Here is a 23,692-nt window from a genome sequence, read left to right on the forward strand (position 1 = left end):
CCCGGTGTTCGCGGGCGGTAATCGAACCGAGTCTAGAAGGCGAAACGCAGGCCGATCTCGGCGCCGATCGCGGACGCGTCGTTTTCGCCTTCCAGCGCATGCGCCTGCGCCCATCCGCTCAAGCCGGCGGCCAGTTCCATCTGCAAGCCCAGCTTGAGACCGTACTGGTCGTTCGATGCCGAACGATGGAAGCGCGCACCGTTCAGCTCGATGCTGGCGTCGTTGTCTTCGTTCCACCAATCCAGTTGCGCGAATGGCTGCAGCCGATAGGCCGTTTCATCCAGCGCCCGGGCATACAGGCGCACGCCCAGGCGCGTGGTCAGGCCATCGCTGTCTGTCGTGTTCAACCGGGTGCCGTTGGCCTCGGTGAGGCTGTCCGCGCCGAATTCGCTGTGGATAACTTGCACCTGCGGCTCGACGAAATACCCATGGCCGGTGCTGCGCAGTATTTCGAAGGCATAACCCGCCTCCACGGAAACGGCCCAGGTGTGGCTGTCGTAGTGCTCTTTCGGCAGGCTGTCGCCGCGCACTTCGTTGTCGTAGTCGGCATATTGCAGCCAGCCGTCCACGTACAGGCCGGTAGCTTCGGAGGCACTCTGGAACCAGGTGGCATAGATTCCCGCGCCGGTGCCTTCCACTTCGCCCTTGGCGCCGAAGCCGGTCGCGTCGTTGTCCGTATCGGTGTCGGCGCTGCCCTGTGCGGCCATCACGCCGAGGTGGAAGCGATTGTCGCCGTCGCTCCAGCGCAGCAGTTCGGCGCCGACCTGGAGCAGGCGGATGCGGCTGTCCAGGTCCAGCGCGTCGTTCGCCGCCGATGCGTCCACGTCGCTGGCCTCGGTCCGCATCCATACCGCGCCGCCGCCTCCTTCGCTGCGCTGGCGCTCGCTGAAGTCGATTTCACCGAGCCTGTCATGCAGGGTCAGGCGGTTGAACATGCGGTTGGCGACGAACTGGTTGCCCAGATAGGCGCCGATTTCCGGCCGGAAGAAGGGTTGTGGCGCTGGAGTCGGCGTCGGTGATGGTGCCGGCGTTGGCGTTGGCGTTGGCGCTGGCGCTGGCGCTGGCGGTGCTGGAGTGGGCGCTGGAGTTGGTGTTGGAGTGGGTGAAGGCGCGGGCGGATTCGCCGAGCGCAGGTACCAATCGCCGTCGTTGGGATCGACGCCGCCCTTGAACAATCGATAGTCATACGCGCCGGCGACCACGCGCCCCTGCAAGGCGAAGGAGCCAGCGGAATTGCCATCCACCTGCACCACGCGAATGCCATCCGCGACGGTCGGGGCGCCCGCGCCGCCAAGGTTGATCACCTGCACGGCGGTATTGCCGCTGGTGTTGCCCTGCACCACCAGCCGGTCGCTGGGAGAGTTGTCGTCGCCGAGCACGCTTTCGATTTCCAGCAGGCCGTTGGCGCCCGTGTAGTCACCGACGGTCAGTACGCCAATGGAGTTGCCAGGGGTGAGGCGGCCGGCGTTGGTCAGCGGGGCCAGCAGCGTGCCGGTGCCCGCCAGGGTGCCGGCGCTGTCGATCAGCGTGGCCGAGCGCAGCGTACCGTTCAGCGACAGGGTGCCGGCCTGCACGCGGGTGTCGCCGGAATAGTCGTTGTCGCCATTCAGTTGCAGCGTGCCGGCGCCGGTTTTATTCAGCTCGCCTTCGCCGCTGCCGGCGCCATCGAGAGTGAGCACGGTGTCCGGTGCGGTGTCGATGGTGCCACCCGGTGCGCTCAGGCTGAACGGCCGGGTGCTGGAGAAGCTGCCGATGGTTTGCAGGGTTCCGCCGGAAAAGTCCAGCGTTCCGCTCGCCGCGCCAAGGTTGGCATCCTGCTCCACCACCAGCGTCCCTTGATTGATGCCGGTGCCGCCGAGGTAACTGTTGATACCGCTCAGGACCAGACTGCCCGGGCCCACCTTGAGCAGGGCGCCGCTGCCACTGACGATTCCCGACTGGGTGGCGCTGCCGCCTTCGGTGAGAAGGGGAACGGTGGTGTGCAGCTCGATCGGACTGGCGACTGCCACGTCGTCGGCGTAGGCGAAGCGACCTCCGGTGACATTGAAGCGGGCGAAGCCGAAGGTGTTGGTGGCGAAGCGCAGGGTGCCGCTTTGCACCTGCCATTCGAGGTCCCGCGTCGCCGCGCCGGTCAGGCTCCAGGTCGCGTTGTCCTGCACGCGGAAGGCGCTGAATGCCTGATATTGCGCGTCGGGGCCGATCAGGCCGAGGTCGAAACTGGCGGAGACATTTCCGCCCAGCACCAGCGTATTGGTGCCGACGCCCCGTACCGTGCCACGGATATCCGAGCCTGCCTCCAGGACCAGGGTGTTGCCGCCGCTGTCCCGCCAGAGGATGGCGGTTCCGGAATCGCCCTGGATGATTCCGGAGTTGATGATGATCACATCGGACTGACCCTGGCTGAGAATGCCCTGCTGCTGGCCGATGATCACGCCGCGATTGATCAGCAGCTGCGTGCCGGCGGAGATGAAGTTGATGCCGCGCGCGTTCTGTCCCTCTATCCGGCCATCGTTGATGATCGTATTGCCCGCTCCGCGAGTCTGGATGGCTTCGGTGTTGGGGTTGCTGCCCGCGGAAAGGAGCTGGGCGCTGCTTTCGACTCGCACCAGCGTGCTGCCATTGATCTGCACCAGGTCGTTGTCCTGATCCGCCGCCTGGTTCGCCACCACGGCATTGCTGCCGATGGTGATGGTCGAACCGGCGCCGGTGCTGATCGCGGTGGCATCGCCGACGACCAGTTGCGTCGCCGGCTCGCCCGCTGCGCTGGCGGCCAGGGTGACGCTGGCGCCGGTTACCGAGCCGAGGTTGATCCCTGTGGTTGCGGGGTTGGGCGGGCTGGCGTCGCAGGTGGCCGTCGAGCCGCTGATCGTGCACTCGGCGGCGACTTGCATCGACAGGCCACACAGGGCAGTGGACAGCAATCCACCGAGCACGGCGGAGCCGTTCGAACGAAGCATCCGGTGCTCTCCCTGGCCTTCTGCATCGGAGCTGAAGTCTAGACGAGCCGAAGCGGGTCCGCCGCGCCAGCAGGTGAGCGATCTGCCTGGCCCGCTAGGACTGCGGGCGGCCGCCCTCGGGAATCCGCGCTTCGTCGGCCTGCAATATGCCCGGCAGGGTTTCGCGCAGGTAGGCGACCCAGGTGCGGATCTTCGCGTCGAGGTACTGCCGCGACGGGTACAGCGCGTAGACGTTGAGGATCTGCAGCTTGTAGTGCGGCAGCACGCGCACCAGCGAGCCGTCGCGCAGGCCGGCGCTGGCCGAGTACACCGGCAGCGCGCCGATGCCCATGCCGGCGCGGATCGCCTCGGTCATGGCGTCGCCGACGTTGACCTGGAACGGCGACGGGCCGAGGGTGATCATCTCCTGGCCGTGGGGGCCGTCGAACAGCCACTTGTCCAGCGGCAGTACCGGGCTGACCAGTCTCAGGCAGTCGTGTTCGATCAGTTCCGCCGGGGTGCGTGGTGCCCCGCGTGCGGCGAGGTAGGCCGGCGCCGCGCAGAGGATGCTGTAGGTCTCGCCGACCCGCTGCGACACCAGCCCGGAGTCCGGCAGATCGGTGGCGACCAGGATGGCCACGTCGTAGCCCTCGTCGAGCAGGTCGGGCACGCGGTTGGCCATGGTCAGCTCGAAGGCGACTTCCGGGTGCAGCTTGCGGTAGCCGGCGATGGCGCTGATCACGTAGTGCTGGCCGATGCCGGTCATCGAGTGCACGCGCAGCTTGCCGGCGGGGCGGGCGTGGGCGTCGCCGGCTTCGGCCTCGGCTTCCTCGATGTAGGCGAGGATCTGTTCGCAGCGCAGCAGGTAGCGCTGGCCGGCTTCGGTCAGGGCGATGCGTCGGGTGGTGCGGTTGAGCAGGCGCGCGCGCAGGTGCGTTTCCAGGCTGGCGACCGCCCGCGAGACGTAGGCGGTGGTGGTGTTCAGCTGCTGCGCGGCGGCGGTAAAGCTGCCGGTTTCCGCGACGCTGACGAAGGCTCGCATGGTTTGTAGCGTGTCCATAGTTCTCTCGTGCGGCTCTGCCCGGCCATTGTCCCACGGAAGTCGTGACCAATTGTTTCAGTATCGGTAATAAAGAATCGCATTTCAGCCGTCTTATCCCTTCCCGCCAGCCTCCCTAGAATTCATCTGCCACACTGGCTTTACCGGCCACCCGCAAGATCATTCTCCCAGGACCCTTGACCGTGCCGCGTCACCTCGTGAAAGGACTGACGTTCGTCTGCTCCTTTGTCGTTTTCTCAACAATCGCCGGCTGCATCAGCACCAACGGCATCGCTCCGCAGGAGCAGCGCCTGGCCGATGAACAGCTCGCCACCGATGCCGCCATCCAGCACGCCAACAGCGATGCGGGCTGGCCGGCGGAGCAGTGGTGGCGCGCCTATCGCGATCCGCAGCTGGACGCCTGGGTGCGCACCGCGCTGGACGGCAGCCCGAGCCTGGCCCAGGCCGAGGCGCGGGTGCGCATGGCGATGTCGCTGGCCGGCGCCGCCGAGGCCGCCGAGGCGCCGCAGGTCAACGGGGACGTTTCGCTGCAGCGCCACGGCTGGCCGGAAGACTTCTTCTACGGCCCCGGCGAGCTGGCCAAGACCACCACCTGGAACAACAACGCCGCCCTCGGCTTCAGCTACGCCCTCGACCTCTGGGGCCGCGAGCGCAGCAATACCGAGCGCTACCTGAACATCGCCTACATGGCCGCCGCCGAGGCGCGCATGGCGCAGCTGGAGCTGGAGAGCAACATCGTCCGCGCCTATATCCAGCTGTCGCTGCAGTACGCCGAGCTGGAAGTCGGCGAGGCCATGCTGCACCAGCAGGAACAGATCCTCGCCCTGGCCCAGCGCCGCCTGGCCGGCGGCATCGGCACGCAGTTCGAGGTCAGTCAGGCGGAAGTGCCGCTGCCGGAAACCCGCCGCAAGCTGGAAGCCCTCGACGAGGCCATCGCCCTCAGCCGCAACCAGATCGCCGCGCTGGCCGGCAAGGGGCCGGGGGCCGGCGCCTCGCTCAAGCGCCCGACGCTGGTCCTCGCCGAGCAGCCGGGCCTGCCGGGCAAGCTGCCGATGGAGCTGGTCGGCCACCGTCCGGACGTGGTCGCCAGCCGCTGGAAGGTTGCCGCCCAGGCCAAGGGCGTGGATGTGGCGCGCGCCGAGTTCTATCCCAACGTCGACCTGGTCGCCAGCATCGGCTACAGCGCGGTCGGCGGCGGCATGCTGGAATTCCTCACCGGCCAGAAATTCACCTACGCCGTCGGCCCGGCGATCTCCCTGCCGATCTTCGATGGCGGCAGCCGCCGCGCCCAGCTTGGCCAGGAATCGGCGGGCTACGACGTGGCGGTTGCGCAGTACAACCAGACGCTGGTCAACGCGCTGAAGGGCATCTCCGACCAGCTGATCCGCATGCACTCGATGCAGATCCAGCAGGACTTCGCCGCGCAATCGGTAGCGGCGGCGCAGAAGACCTACGACATCGCCACCATCGCCTACAAGGGCGGCCTGACCGATTACCTCAACGTGCTCAATGCGCAGACCCGCCTGTTCCAGCAGCAACTGGTGGCGCAGCGCGTCCACGCCGCGCGGCTGGCGGCCCACGCCGGGCTGGTGGTGGCCCTCGGTGGCGGACTGCTGAGCGGCCGGGACACGCCGAAGGAAGCGCAGATGGTGCCGGACACCGTCTCCGTACGCCCGCCGGAAGGACGCTGAGATGGCCCGTAGCATTGGCTCGGTCATGCCGAGCGGCGGAGACCTGCGCCGCGCCGCGTTCGACTGGGCGCGCAGCGACGGGGTGACCTGGATCTACCTGCTCAAGGTCCTGCTGGCCGCCTTCGCCACCCTCTGGCTGGCCATGCGCCTGGAGCTGCCGCAGCCGAGCACCGCGGTGATCACCGTGTTCATCGTCATGCAGCCGCAGAGCGGGCAGGTGTTCGCCAAGAGCTTCTACCGCATCCTCGGCAGCATTCTCGGCCTCAGCGTGATGGTCACGCTGATCGCCCTGTTCGCCCAGGAGCGCGTGCTGTTCCTGCTCAGCATGGCGATCTGGATCGGCCTGTGCACCGCCGGCGCCGCCCGCTACCGCGACTTCCGCTCCTACGCCTGCGTGCTCTCCGGCTACACCGCCGCGCTGATCGGGATTCCCGCCACGCTGCATCCGGACGCGGCGTTCATGCAGGCGGTCTGGCGGCTGCTGGAAGTCGGGCTGGGTATCGTCGTCGCCACCGTGGTCAGCGCGGCGATCTTCCCGCAGAGCGCCGGCGCGGCCATGCGCAACGCCCTGTACCTGCGCTTCGGCGCCTTCGCCGGGTTCGTCCTCGACCACCTCGACGGCGGCGACTCGCGGGCCTTCGAGGCGGCCAATGTGAACTTCGCCGCCCAGGCCGTCGGCCTCGACACCCTGCGCAGCGCCAGCACCTTCGAAGACCCGCACATGCGCCTGCGTAACGGCCGCCTGCTGCGCCTGAACAACGAGTTCATGGTCCTCGGCACCCGCTACCACGCCCTGCACCAGCTGCTCGAACGCCTGCGCGGGCAGGGCGCGGAACAGGTGCTGCAGGCTTTCGAACCCTGCCTCGACGAACTGCGCGGCGTGCTCGAACCCTGGCGCGGCCGCGCGGTGACCGACGAGGACGCCCGCCGGCTCGCCGAGGACCTGGACAGCCACCGCCTGCGCCTGATGCGGACCATCCGCCGGTGCCGCGCGGATCTCGTCGACCGGCAGCCGGACGAGGATGCGCTGCTCGATTTCAACACCGCCGCCGAACTGCTCTACCGCTTCGCCGACGACCTCTACAGCTACGCGCAGACCCACGCCTCTCTGGCCGATCATCGCCACGAGCGCGAGCAGTGGAGCGGCGACTTCGCCGCCAGGGCGAATGCGCTGGGCGCGGCGGTCGCCGGGATGCGCACCGGGATGATGATCCTGCTGTTCGGCAGCTTCTGGATTTCCACCGCCTGGCCCAGCGGCAGCACCTTCGCGCTCAACGCAGTGGCCGTCTCGGCGCTGGCCTCCGCCGCGCCGAACCCGGCGAAGCTGGCGATGCAGATGGCCATCGGCACGGTGATTTCCGCGCTGCTGGGCTTCGCCACGACCTTCTTCGTGTTCCCGCACATCGACGGCTTCCCGCTGCTGTGCATGGTGATGGCGCCGGTGTTCGCCGCCGGCGCCTTCGCCTCCACCCGCCCGCAGTGGGCCGGCTACGGGCTGGGCTTGCTGGTGTTCTTCAGCTTCGGCTCGGTGCCGGCCAACCTGACGGTCTACGACCCGGCGCGGATGATCAACGAATACATCGCCCTGGTGCTGTCCATGGCGCTGTCGGCGGTGGCCGCCGCGGTGATCCTGCCGCCGACCAGCGCCTGGCTGTGGCGGCGCCTGGAGCGCGACCTGCGCATGCGCGTGGTGCAGGCGATTCGCGACGAGCGCGCGGATCAGGCACCGGCCTTCGAAAGCGCCACCCGCGACCTGCTCAACCAGGCCTACGGCGTCGCCGCCGGCCGCCCGGACGTGCAGCGCGGCCTGCTGCGCTGGACCTTCGTGGTGCTGGAAGTCGGCCACGCGATCCTCGAACTGCGCCGCGAACAGGACGCCCTGCCGGACGAACCCTGCTACGCCGAATCGAGGCCCTGGCGGCAGTCGATCCGCACGCTGGGCAGGGCGCTGATCCGCCTGTTCATGCAGCCCGACGAAAGCAATCGGCAACGCGCCGTGGCTGCCGTGGAGCACGCCATCGACGCCATCCGCCACACCGACGAGCAGCGCGCGCCGGACTTCGAGAGTTCGCCGCTACGCCGCCTGCTCAGCTACCTGCATTTCATCCGCACCACCCTGCTCGATCCGCAGTCGCCGCTGCGCGATGCCGAGCCCAGCCGAGGGAACGCTGCCCATGTTGCTTGACCTGCCCCGCGAGGTCGCCTTCCACGGCGTGTACATGCCGGTCATGACCCTGCTGTTCATCGTCGCCGCGCTGCTCGGCTGGGGCCTCGACCGCCTGTTCGCCTGGGTCGGCCTGTACCGATTCACCTGGCACCCGGCGCTGTTTCGCGTGTGCCTGTTCGCCTGCCTGTTCGGCGCTCTCTCACTCACCGTGTACCGCTAACGAGTTTCGCCATGACCTTGAAATCCGTCTTCAGCCTGCTGGCGACCCTGATCATCCTCACCTGCGCCGCATTGCTCGGGCGCGCCCTCTGGGTGAACTACATGGACACCCCGTGGACCCGCGACGGCCGCGTGCGCGCCGACATCATCAACGTCGCCGCCGACGTTTCCGGCGTGGTGGTGGACGTGGCGGTGCGCGACAACCAGCAGGTGAAGAAGGGCGACCTGCTGATGCAGATCGACCCCGACCACTACCGCATCGCGGTGAAACAGGCCGAAGCGCTGGTCGCCTCGCGCAAGGCCACCCTGGACATGCGCCGGCTCAACGCCAGGCGCCGCGCGGCGATGGACGAGCAGGTGGTTTCCCGCGAAAGCCTCGACGACGCCAGCAACACCGCCGCCGCCGCCGAAGCTGATTACCAGCAGGCGCAGGCCGCGCTGGATGCCGCCCGGCTCAACCTCAAGCGCACCGAAGTGCGCGCCTCGGTAGACGGCTACGTGACCAACCTCAACGTGCACCGTGGCGATTACGCGCGGGTCGGCGAGGCGAAGATGGCGGTGGTCGACGAGAGTTCCTACTGGATCTACGGCTACTTTGAGGAAACCAAGCTGCCGCACATCCGCATCGGCGACCCGGCCGAATTGCAACTGATGAGCGGCGAGCGCCTGAAGGGCCACGTCGAGAGCATCGCCCGCGCCATCTACGACCGCGACAACCCGGAAAGCCGCGAACTGGTGGCCGACGTCAACCCGACCTTCAACTGGGTCCGCCTGGCCCAGCGCGTGCCGGTGCGCATTCATATCGACGAAGTACCGGACGGCGTGCTGCTGGCCGCCGGCATCACCGCGACGGTGATCGTCAAGCCGGAACGGCGCGAGGCGGTGGCTGCGCACTGAGCCCAACATACTTGGCACCGCTGTTGGGCCTGGATTCGTAGGTTGGCGCTGAGCAACGCGAAGCCCAACATTTGTCGGGCGTGGCATCGTTGGGCTTCACTGCGTTCAGCGCCAACCTACGGCGCAAACCTTTCCGCACCGGCGTTGGGCCTGGATTCGTAGGTTGGCGCTGAGCAACGCGAAGCCCAACATTTGTTGGGCGTGGCATCGTTGGGCTTCACTGCGTTCAGCGCCAACCTACGGCGCAAACCTTCCCGCACCGGCGTTGGGCCTGGATTCGTAGGTTGGCGCTGAGCAACGCGAAGCCCAACATTTGTTGGGCGTGGCATCGTTGGGCTTCACTGCGTTCAGCGCCAACCTACGGCGCAAACCTTCCCGCACCGGCGTTGGGCCTGGATTCGTAGGTTGGCGCTGAGCAACGCGAAGCCCAACATTTGTCGGGCGTGGCATCGTTGGGCTTCACTGCGTTCAGCGCCAACCTACGGTGCAAACCTTCCCGCACCGGCGTTGCAATCCCTGGACGCTCTAGCGTCCGCTCTTGTGGGCTCTCAGCGGTCGACCGGCTCATCCAGCCACGCCAGCACGCGGCAGCTGGAAAACAGCGTGGTGCTGCACTCGCCGCTGGCCAGGGCCTGGCGCAGTGCCGGTACGTCGGCGTTCTCCACATAGGCGATGGCGTCGTCCATGTAGGCCGGGTCGCCGAAGCCGCCTTCGCGCATTTCCTTCAGCGCATCCTCCTTGCTCCAGCCCTCGATCACCGTGCGGTACATCGCTGCGAACAGGCCGGTGCGGTCGCGGCCGTGCTTGCAGTGCATCAGCACCGGGCCGTGCTGCTGGGCGTCCTGCAGGGTGCGCAGGACCTTCAGCACGTCGGCGTCGTCGACGCGGTCGGCGTGCATCGGCAGGCTGACGAGGTTCACCGGCTGCTGGCCGAGCCAGGCGCGGTCGTCGTCCTTGATGAAGCTGACCACGGTATGCACCTTCAGCCGGCGCAGCAGCGGCACGTCGGCCTGGTCGGGCAGGGCGCTGCGGTAGAGGGTCGGCGACATCCGGTAGAGGTTGAATGAAGTATCCACCGGCTGCGCCCATGGCGCCGGCGGGCTGGCGGATTCGGCGGCCCTGCCGGGCACGCCGGCGAGCAGGGCCGCCAGCACGGCGGCGCAGCAGGCAACGCGCAGGATGGTGAGGGGCTGGGTCATGGCGCCTCCTGTCAGTCGAAGGCGTGACCCTAGCGCCCGGGCGGTAAAGCACGGATGAAATGCGCGTGAAAAATTCGTGAAGCGATCCGGCTCAGCGCGGCAGGAAGCGCGACATGACCGTGGGGCGGAAGAACCACCAGGCAGCCAGCGGATAGCACAGGTAGTTGAGCAGGTAGAGCAGCAGGGCGGCCGGGCTCGGTGGGTTCTTCCAGGCGGCCATGCCGACCAGCCACGCATAGAACAGCGCCAGCGTGCCGCCATAGATCGCCAGCAGGCGCCAGCGCTCGCCGGTGGTGGCTTCGCGACGGACGATGCGGGCGAAGCAGAAGGCCATGCCGGCGCCGATCAGCGCGGCGACCAGCAGGTTGGCCGGCAGCCCGCCGACGCGGATCACCGCGCGCAGCACGACGTTGAGCAGCACCGCGACGGCGATGCCGGAGAGGGCGTAGTAGCGGATGGCGATCTGTGCGCTCATAGCTGGCCGTTCAGTCCGAAGCGTCGCTTCAGCGCCCGCTCGACCAGCGCGGCCGGCAGCCAGCGGGCCATGAACGGCAGCGCCCGGCTGCCATTGCCGATGCGCAGCAGGCGGGGGCGCGGCTTGTTCTGCACGGCGGCGAGCAACTGCCGGGCGAATTCGCTGGCCGGAGTCGGGCTGTCCTGGGAGGCGGCGGCGCGGGCGCGGATCGAATCGCGCAGCGGCCACCAGGGCGAGCTCTCGTCCACCACGCTCTCCATCTCGCGGCTGGCATTGGCGCCGAAGCTGGAGGCGATGGCGCCGGGCTGCACTTCCATCAGTTCGATGCCGAACGGCGCCAGTTCCAGCCGCAGGGCGTCGGACAGGGCGTGCACGGCGGCCTTGGAGGCGCAGTAGGCGCCGGCGAAGGGCGTCACCAGCACGCCGGACACGCTGCCGATGTTCACCACCAGCCCGCGGCTTTCGCGCAGCAGGGGGAACACCGCGCGGGTCAGCCCGACCACGGCGAACACATTGGTTTCGAACTGCTTGCGGATGTTCTCGCTGCCGCCATCGAGCAGCGGTCCCATGGCGCCATAGCCGGCATTGTTGACCAGCACGTCGAGCCTGCCGGCCTCGTTGCGCAGGCGCCCGACCAACTGGGCGATGGCGGTCTCGTCGTTGACGTCCAGGCGTATGCCGCGGAAGCCGGCCATGCTCAGGGTGGCTACGTCTTCGTCACGCCGCGCGGTGGCCCAGACCTGGTAGCCGGCGGCGAGGAAGGCGTCGGCGAGGGCGCGGCCGATGCCGCTGGAGCAACCGGTGATGAGGATGACGGGTGTCGGCATGCTGCTGATCCTTGCGTAAGAGCCTGTTCAATGTCTGCCTGCGCTTGCTCATGCTGCGTTAAAAACAGGCTCAAAATGCTCATTTACAGCGCGTAAACTGCGCTTTTTCGCCTGTTTTTGCCTTGCCTGAGCTGCGCTCGGCGAGACCTTGAACAGACTCTGGGTGGCGAGCTGACCGGACGAATCATGCTGGCCATTTGCACCGTTTGTCACTCGCCAAAGGCGCCTTCGATGCGTTCGGCGCGGAATTCCAGGGTACTGGCGCGGTATCCCGGCCGCAGCGGTGGCAGGGGCAGGCAGTCCTTCCACTCTGCGCCGCTGAGCAGCACGCCGGGGCCGCGATAGCGCGGCGCTTCGTAGAGGTTCTCGGCGAGGTCGGTGGTTTCGCCGGGACGGTAGGCGGCGATCTTCCAGCGCAATTCGCGCAGCGGGTGGTCGCTGCCGTTCTTCAGGCTCAGCGCCAGCGGGCGGTCGGCGGGGCACTGCGTGGGAGCGTAGGCGATGCGCAGTTCCAGGCGGTCGAGCTGGCGCCGGTCGCTGCTGTCCTGCCAGATCGCCAGGGCAATCACCAGCCCCAGCCCGACCAGCGCCGCCGCGGAGATCGGCAACGCGCGAGTGGGGAAGCGGATGAGCAGGACGATCCAGGTGACGATGAGGAGGATGCCGTAGAGCATGGGAGGTTCCGCGCCGATGACAGGCAGAGCTTAGCAGCGGGGGATGCCAGTCGGCTCCGCCCGCTTGACCATCAGGTGATGCGGGTATATACACGCATCATGCTGACCACCAAATGCCTGTGCACCAAGCTGCGTCGCGCCGCACGCAGCGTCACCCGCGTCTATGACGATGCCCTGCAGGACGTCGGGCTGACCACTGCCCAGTTTTCCCTGCTGCGTCATCTGGCGCGGCTCGACCAGCCGAGCATTTCCAGCCTGGCCCAGGCCATGGGGCTGGACCGCAGCACGTTGGGCCGCAACCTGCGGCCGCTGCAGGCGGAGGGGCTGGTGCTGCTGCATGACGGCGAGGACCAGCGCAACCGCATCGTCGCGCTGACCGCCGCCGGCCAGGAGCGCATCCGGCAGGGCGAGCAGGCCTGGGACGAAGCCCAGCGCAAGGTGGCCGGGCAGCTCGGCGAACAGCGCCGCGCGCAGTTGATGGCACTACTGGATGATCTGGAACGCCTTGGCTAGACGGCATGTCTGGCAGGGAATAATTGCAGGAAAAAGCGGGCATATACCCGCAATGGGGTAAATGATGGACAAGATGTCGCGTGCGGGTTTCTGGATTCTGTTGTCCGGGGCCCTGATCCTTGCCCTGTCGCTGGGCATCCGCCACGGCTTCGGCCTGTTCCTGCCGCCGATGAGCGCGGAGTTCGGCTGGGGACGCGAGGTGTTCGCCTTCGCCATCGCCCTGCAGAACCTGATCTGGGGTATCGCCCAGCCGTTCACCGGCGCGCTCGCCGACCGCTTCGGCGCAGCGCGGGCGGTGGCGGTCGGCGGGCTGCTGTACTGCGTGGGACTGATCCTGATGGGCTCGGCGGATTCGGCGGCCAGCCTGTCGCTGAGCGCCGGCCTGCTGATCGGCATCGGCCTTTCCGGCACCTCGTTCTCGGTGATCCTCGGCGCCGTGGGACGGGCCGTTCCGCTGGAGAAGCGCAGCCTGGCGATGGGGATTTCCGCGGCGGCCGGCTCCTTCGGCCAGTTCGCCATGCTGCCCGGTACGCTGGGGCTGATCAGCTGGCTCGGCTGGTCGGCGGCGCTGCTCGCGCTCGGTCTGCTGGTGGCGCTGATCGTCCCGCTGGCCGGGCTGATGCGCGACAAGCCGCTGCCCGTGCAAGGCCATGAGCAATCCCTCGGCGAGGCGCTGCGCGAGGCCTGCGGACACTCCGGGTTCTGGCTGCTGTCGCTGGGCTTCTTCGTCTGCGGTTTCCAGGTGGTGTTCATCGGCGTACATCTGCCGGCCTACCTGGTGGACCGCCACCTGCCGGCCACCGTCGGCACCACGGTGCTGGCGCTGGTCGGGCTGTTCAACATCTTCGGCACCTACATCGCCGGCTGGCTCGGCGGGCGCTGGTCGAAGCCGCGCCTGCTGACGGCGCTGTACCTGATCCGCGGGCTGGTGATCCTGGCCTTCGTCTGGGCGCCGCTGAGCGTTTGGAGCGCCTACGCCTTCGGTATCGCCATGGGCCTGCTGTGGCTGTCCACCGTGCCGCTGACCAATGGCACCGTGGCCACCCTGTTCGGCGTGCGCAACCTGTCCATGCTCGGCGGCATCGTCTTCCTCTTCCACCAGATCGGCGCGTTCCTCGGCGGCTGGCTGGGCGGTTATCTCTACGACCACACCGGCAGCTATGATCTGGTATGGCAGATATCCATTCTCCTCAGCCTGCTGGCCGGCGTGCTCAACTGGCCGGTCCGCGAACGCCCGGTGGAGCGCCTGCGCAACCTGGAGACGGCATGACCCGGATTTACCTGCGCCTGCTCATCACCATGCTCGGTGCGACCTTGCTCGCCCTGGCGTGGTGGGGCTGGCTGCACGGCGGACTGGCGTTGATGCAACTAGGCATGGGCAACTGCTGAGAACCTGTTTACGATCTGCTACGCGTCGGAAAAACTGCGTTGAAAACGGCATTCGGAGTGCTCATTTACTACTCGTAAACTCCGCTTCCTCAGCCGTTTTCGCCTTGTTTTTCTCTAGCTCGCGAGATCGTAAACAGGTTCTGAAAGGTTTGCCGAGGGGCCGCCGGCGGCGTAGCGTGACGAAAAAATCCGAGGATCGACGCCATGCGTGCCCGTCTGTTACCCATCGCCCTTGCCCTCTTGCCATTGTTCGCCCAGGCCGCCGATTGCCCGGCGTTGCTGCAGGGCGAGCTGATGAAGCTGCGCTCGAAGGAATCCCTCGACCTGTGCGAGCTCTACGCCGGCAAGCCGCTGGTGGTGGTGAACACCGCCAGCCACTGCGGCTTCACCCCGCAGTTCAAGGGGCTGGAAGCGCTCTACCAGCGCTACAAGGCGCAGGGCCTGGAAGTGCTCGGCGTACCCTCGGACGACTTCAAGCAGGAAGCCGCCGATAGCGCCGAGACGGCCAAGGTCTGCTACGGCAACTACGGCGTGACCTTCAACATGACCGCCGTGCAGCATGTCACCGGCGACGAGGCGATCCCGCTGTTCCGCGACCTGACGCAGCAGAGCGGCCAGGCGCCGCGCTGGAATTTCTACAAGTACGTGGTGGACCGCCAGGGCAGGGTGGTCGGCCAGTTCTCCAGCAAGACCACACCGGACGACCCGGCGCTGCAGGCCGCAGTGGAAAAGGCCATCGCCAGCACGCCGTGAGCGTAGGGCGGGTGCAACCCGCCATGATGCAACGCATGAAAAAGCCGGGTGAAAACCCGGCTTCTTCGTTTCAGCTGGCTATCAGAAGCGATAGGTCAGCTGCGTGCCCAGGATGTGCGCGGTGTTGTCGTACTTGGCGCTGTAGGCCGGTTGCAGGGCGGAGCTGGCCTCGTGGTTCACGCCGGCAGTGGTTTCCCACAGGTAGCCGTAGGCCACGTCGATGGTCAGGTCGTCGTTCGGCGAATAGCCGGCGCCCAGGGTGAAGACCTTGCGGTCGCCCACCGGGATACGCACGCTGCGATTGTCGTTCCGGGCCGGCGACGGATCGTAGGCGAAGCCGGTACGCAGCACCCATTGCTTGTCCAGCTGGTAGGACGCACCGATGGCGCCGGACCAGGTGTCTTGCCAGTCCAGTTCTTCGCTGACGGTGCCGAAGAGTGCCTGGCCGATCGGGTTGGTGAAGCCGGTGTTGTCCACCACGATGGACTTCAGGCGGCTCCAGCGGGTCCAGGTGGCGCCGATGTAGCCGGTCCAGCGGTCGTCGAACTTGTGGGTGATGGAGGTATCCACCGACTCCGGCAGGGTGATGTCCAGGGTGGCGTCGTACTTGCCGTTCACCAGCGGGCCCAGCGGTGCGGCAGGCAGGCCCGGGTTGAGCGCAGAGGCCGGCACGTTCGGGGCATTCTTGATCTTGGTGCTGCCTTCCAGCTCGTACTTGACCTTGGAGTGGTAGGTGGCGCCCCAGGTGGTGTCGTCGCTCAGGTCGACCATCACGCCGAGGTTGAAGCCGGCGGCGACGTCATCGCCCTTGATACGCACGGCGGTGTCCTGGCCGTTGCCGCCAATCGCGGAAGGGATGGGCGCGGTGTTCAGGTCGCTGTCCAGCTTGCCATCGATGCGGTTGAAGGTCGGGCCGAAGCCGACGGAAACCCGGTCGTTGAACTTGTAGGCCAGGGTCGGCTGGATGGTGATGACCCGCACGCGGCTGTTGGAGCCGTGGGAGCGGCCGGCGAAGCTGCTTTCGTAGTCGTTGACGATACCGTAGGGCGCGTAGATGCCGAGGCCAAAGGTGACCTTGTCGTCCAGTGGGGTGGCGAAGTAGCCGAACGGAACGGCGCTGAGCGGTACCGAATCCCCTTTGCTGGTGCCCAGGGCGCGGTTGGCGCCGCGGGAGCCGCCCTGCGCATCGCTGATGTCGTCCTTGGCGGCGACCAGCGCGAGACCGCCGCTGATCTCGGTGCGCTTGAGCTTGCTCAGGCCGGCCGGGTTGCCGAACACGGTGCTGGCGTCGATCGGGGTGGAAGCGCGGCCGGCGTAGGCGGTGCCCGCGGTGCTGACGCTCTGCTCGTTGATCTGGAAGCCGTTTGCGAGGGTATGGGTGGAAATGGCGCCAATGGTCAGGGCCAGGGTGGACTTAAGCCATGTTTTTTTCATTGTAAGAGCAACTCCTGTGTTGAACGGCGCGCAAACTACCAAGATTTCCAGTCCATTGGTAGTGCGACAATTTGTGCCTTACTGCAGGAATTTTCCAGAGAAAATGCAGCTATCTAGGCATCAATTGCTGGGAAATTGATTCTGACTGATCGGTCATCTAATGGCATTCATGCGGCATGGCTGAGATTGCCGATGAAGTTCTGCCAGGCGTCGACGAAATCGTGCAGGCATCCGTTGGGATGGAAGACCCGTCGCCAGATGCGCGCCTGGCCCAGGTGATCGCTGGCGGAGGGTAGGGGGAGCTGTTCCGCTTCGATCAGCATCCAGGCGATGGCGGTGCTGTAGCGCAGGTTGACGGTCAGCTCCAGGTGCGGGGCGGCGAGGAAGGCGTGCTGGCTGGCCAGGCCGCGAACCCGGCTGGCGAGGTCGGGATCGCGGGCCAGGTAACGGTCCCAGAGGTTCTGGTGGCGGCTTTCGGTGATGCGGAACAGGCCGTGGCCGTGGCGGTCGTCGAGGGCGCTGCCGAGCGCCGACTGGCAGGCGGCGGTGCCGAGCAGCAAGGCTTCGGCGGCGGCGCTATGGCGTTCCAGGTAGATCAGGGTGGGGCGGATGACATGCTGGCACAGATCGCTCGCTGCTATACCCATGATGACCTCGTCCTCATATGGACGGCGGGGCTGGGCGTTGTGGCAGCTTCTGATAATTTTCCTGGGCCCCGCCGTAAGCGGACTTAGCCGCTCCACTTGAAGTCTAGTGCGATCTTTGTGCTGTAAAGGACTGTTTTTAAATTGTTTTGATTTCCCAGTTATTTTCCATATGCCCTGTGGAAATTAACCGGCGCTGCATGCCGCTCAAGTCGGCAGCGGGTGAAGCGGGAGATCCAGCGATCCGTAGGGCGGGTGCAACCCGCCGTTTCCAGGCGAGGAATCTGGTGGGTTGCACCCGCCCTACGGATTTTCCGGCAAGCCGCCGCTCGCAGGCGCCTAGTCGCCGGTGGCGATGGGGTGGCGCGAGTCGTTGATCCACTCGCTCCAGGAGCCGGCGTACAGGCGGCCCAGCGGGTAGCCGGCGAGGCTGAGGGCGAACAGGTTGTGGCAGGCGGTGACGCCGGAGCCGCAATAGGCCACCAGCTCTTCCGCCGGACGGCCGCGCAGCAGGGCGGCGAAGCGCTGGTGCAGCTGTTCCGCCGGGAGGAAGCGGCCGTCGCTGCCGAGGTTGTCGGTGAAGGCGGCGCACTGCGCTCCGGGAATGTGGCCGGCGACCGGGTCGATCGGTTCCACCTCGCCGCGGAAGCGCGGCAGGCCACGGGCGTCGAGCAGCGGCAGTTGCGGGTCGTCGAGCAGCGTGGCGAGCCCGGCCGCATCGATCAGCAGGCTGTCGTCCGCTTCGCCGTGGAAGTCGCCACGGGTGATGGCGATTTCCGCGGTGGTCTGCGCCAGTCCCGCGGCGCGCCAGGCCGCCAGGCCGCCGTCCAGCAGGTAGACGCCATCGCGCTTGCCGAGCCACAGCAGCAGCCACCAGGCGCGTGCGGCAAAGGCGCCCTGGCCGTCGTCGTAGAGCACCACCTGGCTGTCGTTATCCACACCCCAGCCGCGCAGGCGGCGGACGAAGATATGCGGGTCGGGCAGCGGATGGCGGCCGGTCACGCCCTTGGTCACCGGGCCGGACAGGTCTTCCTCGAGGTCCGCATAGAGTGCGCCGGGAATGTGGTTCTCGCGGTAGACGCGCGCCCCGTAGCCGGGATCGTCGAGGGCGAAGCGGCAGTCGAGTATTACCAGGTCGGGTTCCTCCAGGCGGGCTGCCAGTTGTTGCGGGCTGATGAGGCGGGCGAGGGCCATGGGACGGGCTCCTGTGTCGTGGCATGTTGTCAGGCATCATAAAACTACTTATGCGGTAAATGCGCTGGCATTCTGCTGCGTTCCAAGCCTCCCGCCGGCAACCCGGGGAACAATTCCTCGTCGTGGAATGAGCTGCGGCGGACGCTGCCGCCAATCGCGCGGAATGCCCGTGAGCGGGCAGCCCTCCTATATAATGCTGCGCATTTGCCACGGGCCGCCGGCAAACCCCGGCAGCCCTCAAGGAGATTTTCGTGAGCGCACTCGATATCCAGTGGATTCGTGACGATGCCAGCCTGGAGCGGCAATGCCACGACTGGAAACAGCGGCCGTACCTCGCAATCGATACCGAGTTCATGCGTGTCGATACCTTCTACCCCGCAGCCGGCCTGGTGCAGGTGGGTGACGGCGAGCGGGCCTGGCTGATCGATCCGCTGCTGATCCGCGACTGGTCGCCGTTCGCCGCCGTGCTGGAAGCGCCGGAGGTGGTCAAGGTGTTCCATGCCTGCGGCGAAGACCTCGAAGTGTTCCAGCGCCTCACCGGCAGCCTGCCGCAACCGCTGTTCGATACCCAACTGGCCGCTGCCTATCTCGGCATGGCGTTTTCGATGGGCTACTCGAAGCTGGTGCTGGAGATCCTCGGCGTCGACCTGCCGAAGGACGAAACCCGCTCCGACTGGCTGCAGCGCCCGCTCACCGAGATGCAGGTGCGCTACGCCGCCGAGGACGTCCAGCACCTGGCCGAACTCTACGTCCGCCTCGACCCGCGCCTCAGCGACGAGAAGCGTGCCTGGCTGCTGGCCGATGGCGCCGACCTGGTGCGCAACCAGACCCGCGTCAGCGATCCGCAGGAAGCCTGGCGCGACGTCAAGCTGGCGTGGAAGCTGAACCCGGCGCAACTGGCGGTGCTGCGCGAGCTGTGCGTCTGGCGCGAGGAACAGGCGCGGCTGCGAAACCAGCCGCGCAGCCGCGTGCTGCGCGAGCAGACGCTGTGGCCGCTGGCGCGTTTCCAGCCGAGTGACAAGGTGGCGCTGGCACGCGTCGAGGAAATGCACCCGCGCACCGTGCGCCAGGACGGCGACACCCTGATCGCGCTGATCGCCCACGCGGCGGCCCTGCCGTCCAGCGAGTGGCCGGAGGTCCTGCCGGAGCCACTGCCGCGCGAGGCCAGTCCGCTGTTGAAGAAGCTGCGCGAAGTCGGCCAGCGCCAGGCCGAACGGCTGGGCATGGCGCCCGAGCTGATGCTGCGCAAGAAAGTCCTCGAGGCGCTGCTGAAGAGCGGCTACCCCGATGGTCCCTACCAGTTGCCCGATTCCCTGCAAGGCTGGCGCCGCGAACTGATGGGCCAGGCCTTGCTGGATTGCCTGGCCGCCCATTGAGCGCGCGCCGCGGAGAACCCATGAAACGTATCTGCTCCATCTACAAGAGTCCGCGCAAGAACGAGATGTACCTGTACGTCGACAAGCGCGATGCCCTGCAACGCGTGCCCGAGGCGCTGCTGGCGGTGTTCGGCGCGCCGCAGCACGTCTTCGACCTGCTGCTCACCCCCGAGCGCAAGCTGGCGCGGGAAGATATCGGCAAGGTGCTGGAGAACATCGAGTCGCAAGGCTTCCACCTGCAGATGCCGCCGGGCGAGGAAGAGTACATCGAGCACCTGCCGGAAGAACTGCTGCGCATGAACGACCCGCTCTGACGCAGCGGGCGCTGGCCCGCCTTTTTTCAAGCCGTGAACTGGTACCGTGCTGGCACTGTGCAACTTCACGGCTTGAGCGCATTATGGGACGACAAAAATGCCACGCAGGTATGGAACGCCTGGACTTTGGCTGTGTCCAATCGCCCCCGTACACCTGCCGGAACAATCGCTGACTAAATGCAGGGATGAAGTCATTGAAGCGAACCATGATGCGCCAGATGGAACAGCCACAACGCCCGGGCGGCACGGTATAACGCCATGCGCCTGCTCATTCTCGATCGCGAACACAAACTCTACGCCGCGCTGATCATGGCCGCCGAACCCGGCCTCGTCGTGGTTTCCGGCAACGATCCCGACGCCCTGCAGGATGCCGCCGCTGAATGCCCGGTATGGCTCGGTGAGCCGGACCTGGTCGGCGCGATGCTGCGCAAGGGCGTATTCCCGGTCTGGGTGCAGTCGACCTGGGCCGGCATCACGCCGCTGCTCGCCGACGACCTGCCGAAGGACTACACCCTGACCCGCGCGGTGGGGATCTTCGGCCAGGTGATGGCCGAATACCTGCTCACCTACCTGCTCGCCCACGAGCGGCAACTGCTCGGCCGGCTGGCCAGCCAGGTCGGCGCGCAGTGGGACGACCGCCCGCCGGGCAGCCTGCACGGCCGGCAGGTGCTGATCGTCGGCGCCGGCGAGATCGGCCAGGCGGTGGCGCATCTGCTGGCGCCCTTCGGCGTCGAACTGGTTGGCGTGGCGAGCACGGCGCGCGCGCTGTCGCCGTTCAACCGGGTCGGCTCGCTGGCCGATCTGCCGCGCCTGGTGCAGACCGCCGACTACGTGATCAACCTGCTGCCGGATACCCCGGACACCCGCGATATCTACGACCTGGCGCTGTTCAAGCGGATGAAGCCGAGCGCCCTGTTCGTCAACGCCGGGCGCGGAACCGCGGTGGTCGACGCCGACCTGACCGCCGCCCTGGAGGCCAACCAGTTGGCCGGCGCGGTGATCGACGTCTGCCGCGAGGAGCCGCTGCCGGCGCAGCACCCGTTCTGGCTCACGCCGCGCCTGCTGCTCACCGGCCACACCGCCGCGCCGACCCTGCCGGGACTGATGGTGCAGCTGTTCCGCGATAACCTGGCGCGCTTCTGGGCGGGGCAGGGGCTGCGCGGCGAAGTGGATTTCACCCGGGGTTATTGAGCAAATTTTGACCAATGGTCGCCTGCGCTTGGCCGGCGACCGCGTCAGGCTTAGACTTGGCGCCCCGTGAAATGCCCCCTACCAAGAAAATGGCCGCCAAAGTCGAACCCTTCTGGAAACGCAAGACCCTCGCCCAGCTCGATCAGGATGAATGGGAGTCGCTCTGCGATGGCTGCGGCCTGTGCTGCCTGCAGAAGCTCGAAGACGAGGACGACGGCAGCGTCTACTACACGCGCATAGCCTGCAAACTGCTCGACCTGAAGACCTGCCGCTGCAGCGACTACGCCAACCGCCGCGCCAGCGTGCCGGACTGCATCCAGCTCACCCCCGCGCAAGCCGACGAATTCCAGTGGCTGCCGCCGACCTGCGGCTATCGCCTGGTCGCCGAGGGCAAGGACCTGCCGCTCTGGCACCACCTGGTCTGCGGCGATCCGGACGCGGTGCACCATGAGCGCATCTCGCAGTCCGGCCGCATGCTCAGCGAAACCCAGGTGGCCGAGGACGACTGGGAAGACTATCTAATCTTCCGCGCCGGCTAGATCCCTCCCGAACCTTCTATCCCCATGGTGGTGCGTATTTCCGTTCCACTGTGGGTACCCGCGCCTGTTTCAGTTCAAAAATTGACGAGAATCATTTTCGATTGAGAGTGATTCTCCTAGTCTGCGCTGCAACTTTCACCGCCGGCCGCAACCCGTCGGCGTGAATCCCTCCAGCCAGCCAGGGACCAGAGCCCAAGCCAGCCGCTAACCACTCACTCTTGTTGGAGTTGAATATGCGCAAGCTGGCTTTGCCCGCTGTTCTTTCCGCCATGACCCCCATTGCGGCGTTCGCGACCGATGCGTTCGAGCTCAATCCGACGACCATCACCGCCAGCCAGAGCGAACATGCCGTGGCCGACGCGCCGGCATCGGTGGCCGTGATCAGCGCCGAGGAAATCCAGGCCAAGGGCGCGACCAACCTGCTGGAGGCGTTGCGCGGCCTGCCGGGCATCACCCTGAGCGGACGCCAGGTGGGCGGGCGGAAGAACATCAGCATCCGCGGCATGGAGGATCGGCACACGCTGGTGCTGATCGACGGCCGGCGCATCTCCTCCACCGACGACGTGATCGGCCACTCGGACTACCAGTACGGCTGGGTGTCGCTCGACCAGGTGGAGCGCATCGAACTGGTCCGCGGCCCCATGTCGGCGCTCTACGGCTCCGAGGCCATGGGCGGGGTGGTCAACATCATCACCCGCAAGGCCGAGCCGGAGTGGCATGGCATGGGATCGCTGCGTGGCGATTCCGGCGCCGGCGATGGCCACGTGCTGTCGGCGATGGCCAGCGGGCCGATCGGCGGCGGCTTCAGCCTGGCGCTGAACGCCGAGGACCTGCGCCGGGGCGCCACGCCGCTGGAGGAAGATCACCGTATCTCGGAAATCGAAGGCCAGTCGCGGCAGACCGGCGGCCTGTCGCTCGGCTACCAGTTGGCGGAAGGCCACGACCTCAGCCTCGACCTGCTGCGCAGCGACGAGGAACGCTGGCGCCACGAGCTGCGTGGCACCAGCGTGTACCGCGACCAGTACGACCTCGACCGCAGCCAGGAGTCCCTCGGCTACTCGGGGCAGTGGAGCGACGTGCATTCGGAACTGCGCTACACGCGTTCGAAGTTCGATGTCACCAACCGGCGCAGCAACGGCGTCAGCCCTACGCGGCCCCAGGCGCTGCAGGACGACATCCTCGACGGCAGCCTGGCGTTCGCCCTGGGCGAGCGGCACTTCTTCACCGTCGGCGGTGAATACCGCGAAGAACAACTGGAGAACGCCGGCCTGATCGGCGGCTCGGACGAGGCCTACCACGAGGCCGTCTACCTGCAGGACGAGGTGTCGCTGGCGGAAGACTGGGCCCTGACGCTGGGCGCGCGCCTCGACCGCCACGAGCTGTTCGGTTCGGAAACCAGCCCGCGCGCCTACCTGGTCTGGCGGGCGACCTCCGACCTGACCTTCAAGGCCGGCTACGGCGAGGCGTTCCGGGCGCCGACCCTGAAGCAGATATCGCCGAACTACGTCGGCGCCGAGGGACCGCACACCTTCTACGGCAACCCCGACATCCAGCCGGAAACCAGCCGCTCCTACGAGCTGGGCGTGGACTGGCGGCGGGATGACAGCGCCTACACCGCGACCCTGTTCCACAACGATGTCGAGGACCTGATCGACTACCGCCTGCTGCGCCAGGTGGGGCCGCGCCGCTTCTACATCTACGACAACATCTCCAAAGCCACCATCGACGGCTTCGAGGCTTCGGCATGGCAGTCACTTGGGTATGGCTTCGCGCTGTCCGCCAGCTTCCTCTACCTGGACCCGCGCAATGGCGACACCGACGACAAGCTCAATGGCCGGCCGGAAGTCAGCATGACCCCGACCCTGGAGTGGAGCGGCGGCCCGTGGGCCTTCCAGGTCAGCGCGCAATACACCGGCGAGCAGTACCTGAGCGGCAACGACGGCCAGGAGAAGGCGCCGGATTACACCCTGATGAACGTCACCGGCAGCTATCAGGTGAACGACAACCTGAAGCTGCGCGCGGGCCTGCTCAACGCCACCGATGTACGGCTGGAGGACAAGTCGCCGCTGTTCGGTTACTCGGAGGCCGAGCGTTCCGCCTATCTGGCGGTGGACATGAGTTTCTGAGGTTCTTTTCCCGGCCGCCGGTCATGAGACCGGCGGCCGTTTTGCATTGATAGCGAGGGGAGTTGCAGGGGATG

At 66.9% G+C, this 23,692-nt stretch carries 22 protein-coding genes; 13 read left to right on the forward strand and 9 right to left on the reverse strand.

The features are described from left to right. Positions 1-32: 32 nt before the first annotated feature. Together JFY56_RS21050 and JFY56_RS21055 are read right to left on the reverse strand one after the other, a co-directional pair. Positions 33-2,957, reverse strand: coding sequence for an autotransporter family protein (locus JFY56_RS21050; protein WP_208316099.1), 2,925 nt, complete (start codon positions 2,955-2,957; stop codon positions 33-35). 94 nt (positions 2,958-3,051) lie between these two features. Beyond that, a complete protein-coding gene (locus JFY56_RS21055) occupies positions 3,052-3,996 on the reverse strand; it encodes a LysR family transcriptional regulator (RefSeq protein ID WP_208316100.1) in 945 nt (314 codons plus the stop codon). 182 nt (positions 3,997-4,178) lie between these two features. Here JFY56_RS21055 and JFY56_RS21060 point away from each other — a divergent pair, with 182 nt between their 5' ends. Genes JFY56_RS21060 through JFY56_RS21075 form a run of 4 tightly spaced genes read left to right on the forward strand, consistent with a single transcriptional unit; the run spans position 4,179 to position 8,970 of the window. Next, positions 4,179-5,687, forward strand: coding sequence for an efflux transporter outer membrane subunit (locus JFY56_RS21060; protein WP_208316101.1), 1,509 nt, complete (start codon positions 4,179-4,181; stop codon positions 5,685-5,687). Position 5,688: 1 nt separating this feature from the next. Further along, a complete protein-coding gene (locus JFY56_RS21065) occupies positions 5,689-7,872 on the forward strand; it encodes an FUSC family protein (protein WP_208316102.1) in 2,184 nt (727 codons plus the stop codon). 1 nt (position 7,873) lies between these two features. Next, positions 7,874-8,074 carry a DUF1656 domain-containing protein gene (locus JFY56_RS21070; protein ID WP_208316187.1) on the forward strand — a complete coding sequence of 67 codons (201 nt, stop codon included), beginning with the start codon at positions 7,874-7,876 and terminating at the stop codon, positions 8,072-8,074. An 11-nt stretch (positions 8,075-8,085) separates the two neighbouring features. Continuing rightward, the gene (locus JFY56_RS21075) at positions 8,086-8,970 is read left to right on the forward strand and encodes an efflux RND transporter periplasmic adaptor subunit (RefSeq protein WP_208316103.1); all 885 of its coding nucleotides are present in this window, start codon (positions 8,086-8,088) and stop codon (positions 8,968-8,970) included. A gap of 548 nt (positions 8,971-9,518) precedes the next feature. Here JFY56_RS21075 and JFY56_RS21080 read toward each other — a convergent pair. The 4 genes from JFY56_RS21080 to JFY56_RS21095 all read right to left on the reverse strand — a co-directional run bounded on the left by JFY56_RS21080 (position 9,519) and on the right by JFY56_RS21095 (position 12,145). Beyond that, complete coding sequence (locus tag JFY56_RS21080; RefSeq protein ID WP_208316104.1) at positions 9,519-10,169, reverse strand: dual specificity protein phosphatase family protein; 651 nt, start codon at positions 10,167-10,169, stop codon at positions 9,519-9,521. 91 nt (positions 10,170-10,260) lie between these two features. Continuing rightward, positions 10,261-10,644, reverse strand: coding sequence for a hypothetical protein (locus JFY56_RS21085; protein ID WP_208316105.1), 384 nt, complete (start codon positions 10,642-10,644; stop codon positions 10,261-10,263). Then, a complete protein-coding gene (locus tag JFY56_RS21090; protein ID WP_208316106.1) occupies positions 10,641-11,471 on the reverse strand; it encodes an SDR family oxidoreductase in 831 nt (276 codons plus the stop codon). The genes JFY56_RS21085 and JFY56_RS21090 overlap by 4 nt, the downstream gene beginning before the upstream one ends. 209 nt (positions 11,472-11,680) lie before the next feature. Beyond that, positions 11,681-12,145, reverse strand: coding sequence for a multidrug transporter (locus JFY56_RS21095; RefSeq protein ID WP_208316107.1), 465 nt, complete (start codon positions 12,143-12,145; stop codon positions 11,681-11,683). A gap of 99 nt (positions 12,146-12,244) precedes the next feature. Between JFY56_RS21095 and JFY56_RS21100 the strand changes: the two genes are divergently transcribed. The 4 genes from JFY56_RS21100 (at position 12,245) to JFY56_RS21110 (ending at position 14,800) form a co-directional block, all read left to right on the forward strand. Beyond that, complete coding sequence (locus tag JFY56_RS21100) at positions 12,245-12,658, forward strand: MarR family winged helix-turn-helix transcriptional regulator (protein ID WP_208316108.1); 414 nt, start codon at positions 12,245-12,247, stop codon at positions 12,656-12,658. A 73-nt stretch (positions 12,659-12,731) separates the two neighbouring features. Next, positions 12,732-13,928 (forward strand): MFS transporter, encoded by a 1,197-nt coding sequence (locus JFY56_RS21105; RefSeq protein WP_208316109.1) that lies wholly within the window; start codon positions 12,732-12,734, stop codon positions 13,926-13,928. Continuing rightward, a complete protein-coding gene (locus JFY56_RS24550; protein WP_268968891.1) occupies positions 13,925-14,047 on the forward strand; it encodes a hypothetical protein in 123 nt (40 codons plus the stop codon). The genes JFY56_RS21105 and JFY56_RS24550 overlap by 4 nt, the downstream gene beginning before the upstream one ends. Positions 14,048-14,251: 204 nt before the next feature. Continuing rightward, positions 14,252-14,800, forward strand: a complete 549-nt coding sequence (locus JFY56_RS21110; RefSeq protein WP_208316110.1) for a glutathione peroxidase — start codon at positions 14,252-14,254, stop codon at positions 14,798-14,800. Positions 14,801-14,881: 81 nt separating this feature from the next. Here JFY56_RS21110 and JFY56_RS21115 read toward each other — a convergent pair whose 3' ends face one another. From JFY56_RS21115 to JFY56_RS21125, 3 genes are all read right to left on the reverse strand, one after another. Further along, positions 14,882-16,234, reverse strand: a complete 1,353-nt coding sequence (locus tag JFY56_RS21115; protein ID WP_208316111.1) for an outer membrane protein transport protein — start codon at positions 16,232-16,234, stop codon at positions 14,882-14,884. Between the two features lie 167 nt (positions 16,235-16,401). Continuing rightward, on the reverse strand, positions 16,402-16,881 hold the full coding sequence (locus JFY56_RS21120; RefSeq protein WP_208316112.1) for a hypothetical protein: 480 nt from the start codon (positions 16,879-16,881) through the stop codon (positions 16,402-16,404). 336 nt (positions 16,882-17,217) lie between these two features. Then, the gene (locus tag JFY56_RS21125) at positions 17,218-18,072 is read right to left on the reverse strand and encodes a sulfurtransferase (protein WP_208316113.1); all 855 of its coding nucleotides are present in this window, start codon (positions 18,070-18,072) and stop codon (positions 17,218-17,220) included. Positions 18,073-18,323: 251 nt separating this feature from the next. Here JFY56_RS21125 and rnd point away from each other — a divergent pair, with 251 nt between their 5' ends. The 5 genes from rnd to JFY56_RS21150 all read left to right on the forward strand — a co-directional run bounded on the left by rnd (position 18,324) and on the right by JFY56_RS21150 (position 23,618). Next, positions 18,324-19,448, forward strand: a complete 1,125-nt coding sequence (gene rnd, locus JFY56_RS21130; RefSeq protein WP_208316114.1) for a ribonuclease D — start codon at positions 18,324-18,326, stop codon at positions 19,446-19,448. A gap of 20 nt (positions 19,449-19,468) precedes the next feature. Further along, complete coding sequence (locus tag JFY56_RS21135; protein ID WP_208316115.1) at positions 19,469-19,762, forward strand: YcgL domain-containing protein; 294 nt, start codon at positions 19,469-19,471, stop codon at positions 19,760-19,762. Between the two features lie 258 nt (positions 19,763-20,020). Then, entirely contained in the window at positions 20,021-20,953 is a 933-nt protein-coding gene (locus tag JFY56_RS21140; protein WP_208316116.1) for a D-2-hydroxyacid dehydrogenase, read from the forward strand. A gap of 89 nt (positions 20,954-21,042) precedes the next feature. Continuing rightward, entirely contained in the window at positions 21,043-21,492 is a 450-nt protein-coding gene (locus JFY56_RS21145) for a YcgN family cysteine cluster protein (protein WP_208316188.1), read from the forward strand. Positions 21,493-21,725: 233 nt separating this feature from the next. Then, positions 21,726-23,618: a TonB-dependent receptor plug domain-containing protein gene (locus tag JFY56_RS21150; protein WP_236032959.1), complete on the forward strand. Its 1,893-nt coding sequence runs from the start codon at positions 21,726-21,728 to the stop codon at positions 23,616-23,618. Positions 23,619-23,692 lie beyond the last annotated feature (74 nt).

This window comes from Pseudomonas schmalbachii (genome assembly GCF_017589465.1).
Taxonomy (GTDB): Bacteria; Pseudomonadota; Gammaproteobacteria; order Pseudomonadales; family Pseudomonadaceae; genus Pseudomonas; species Pseudomonas schmalbachii.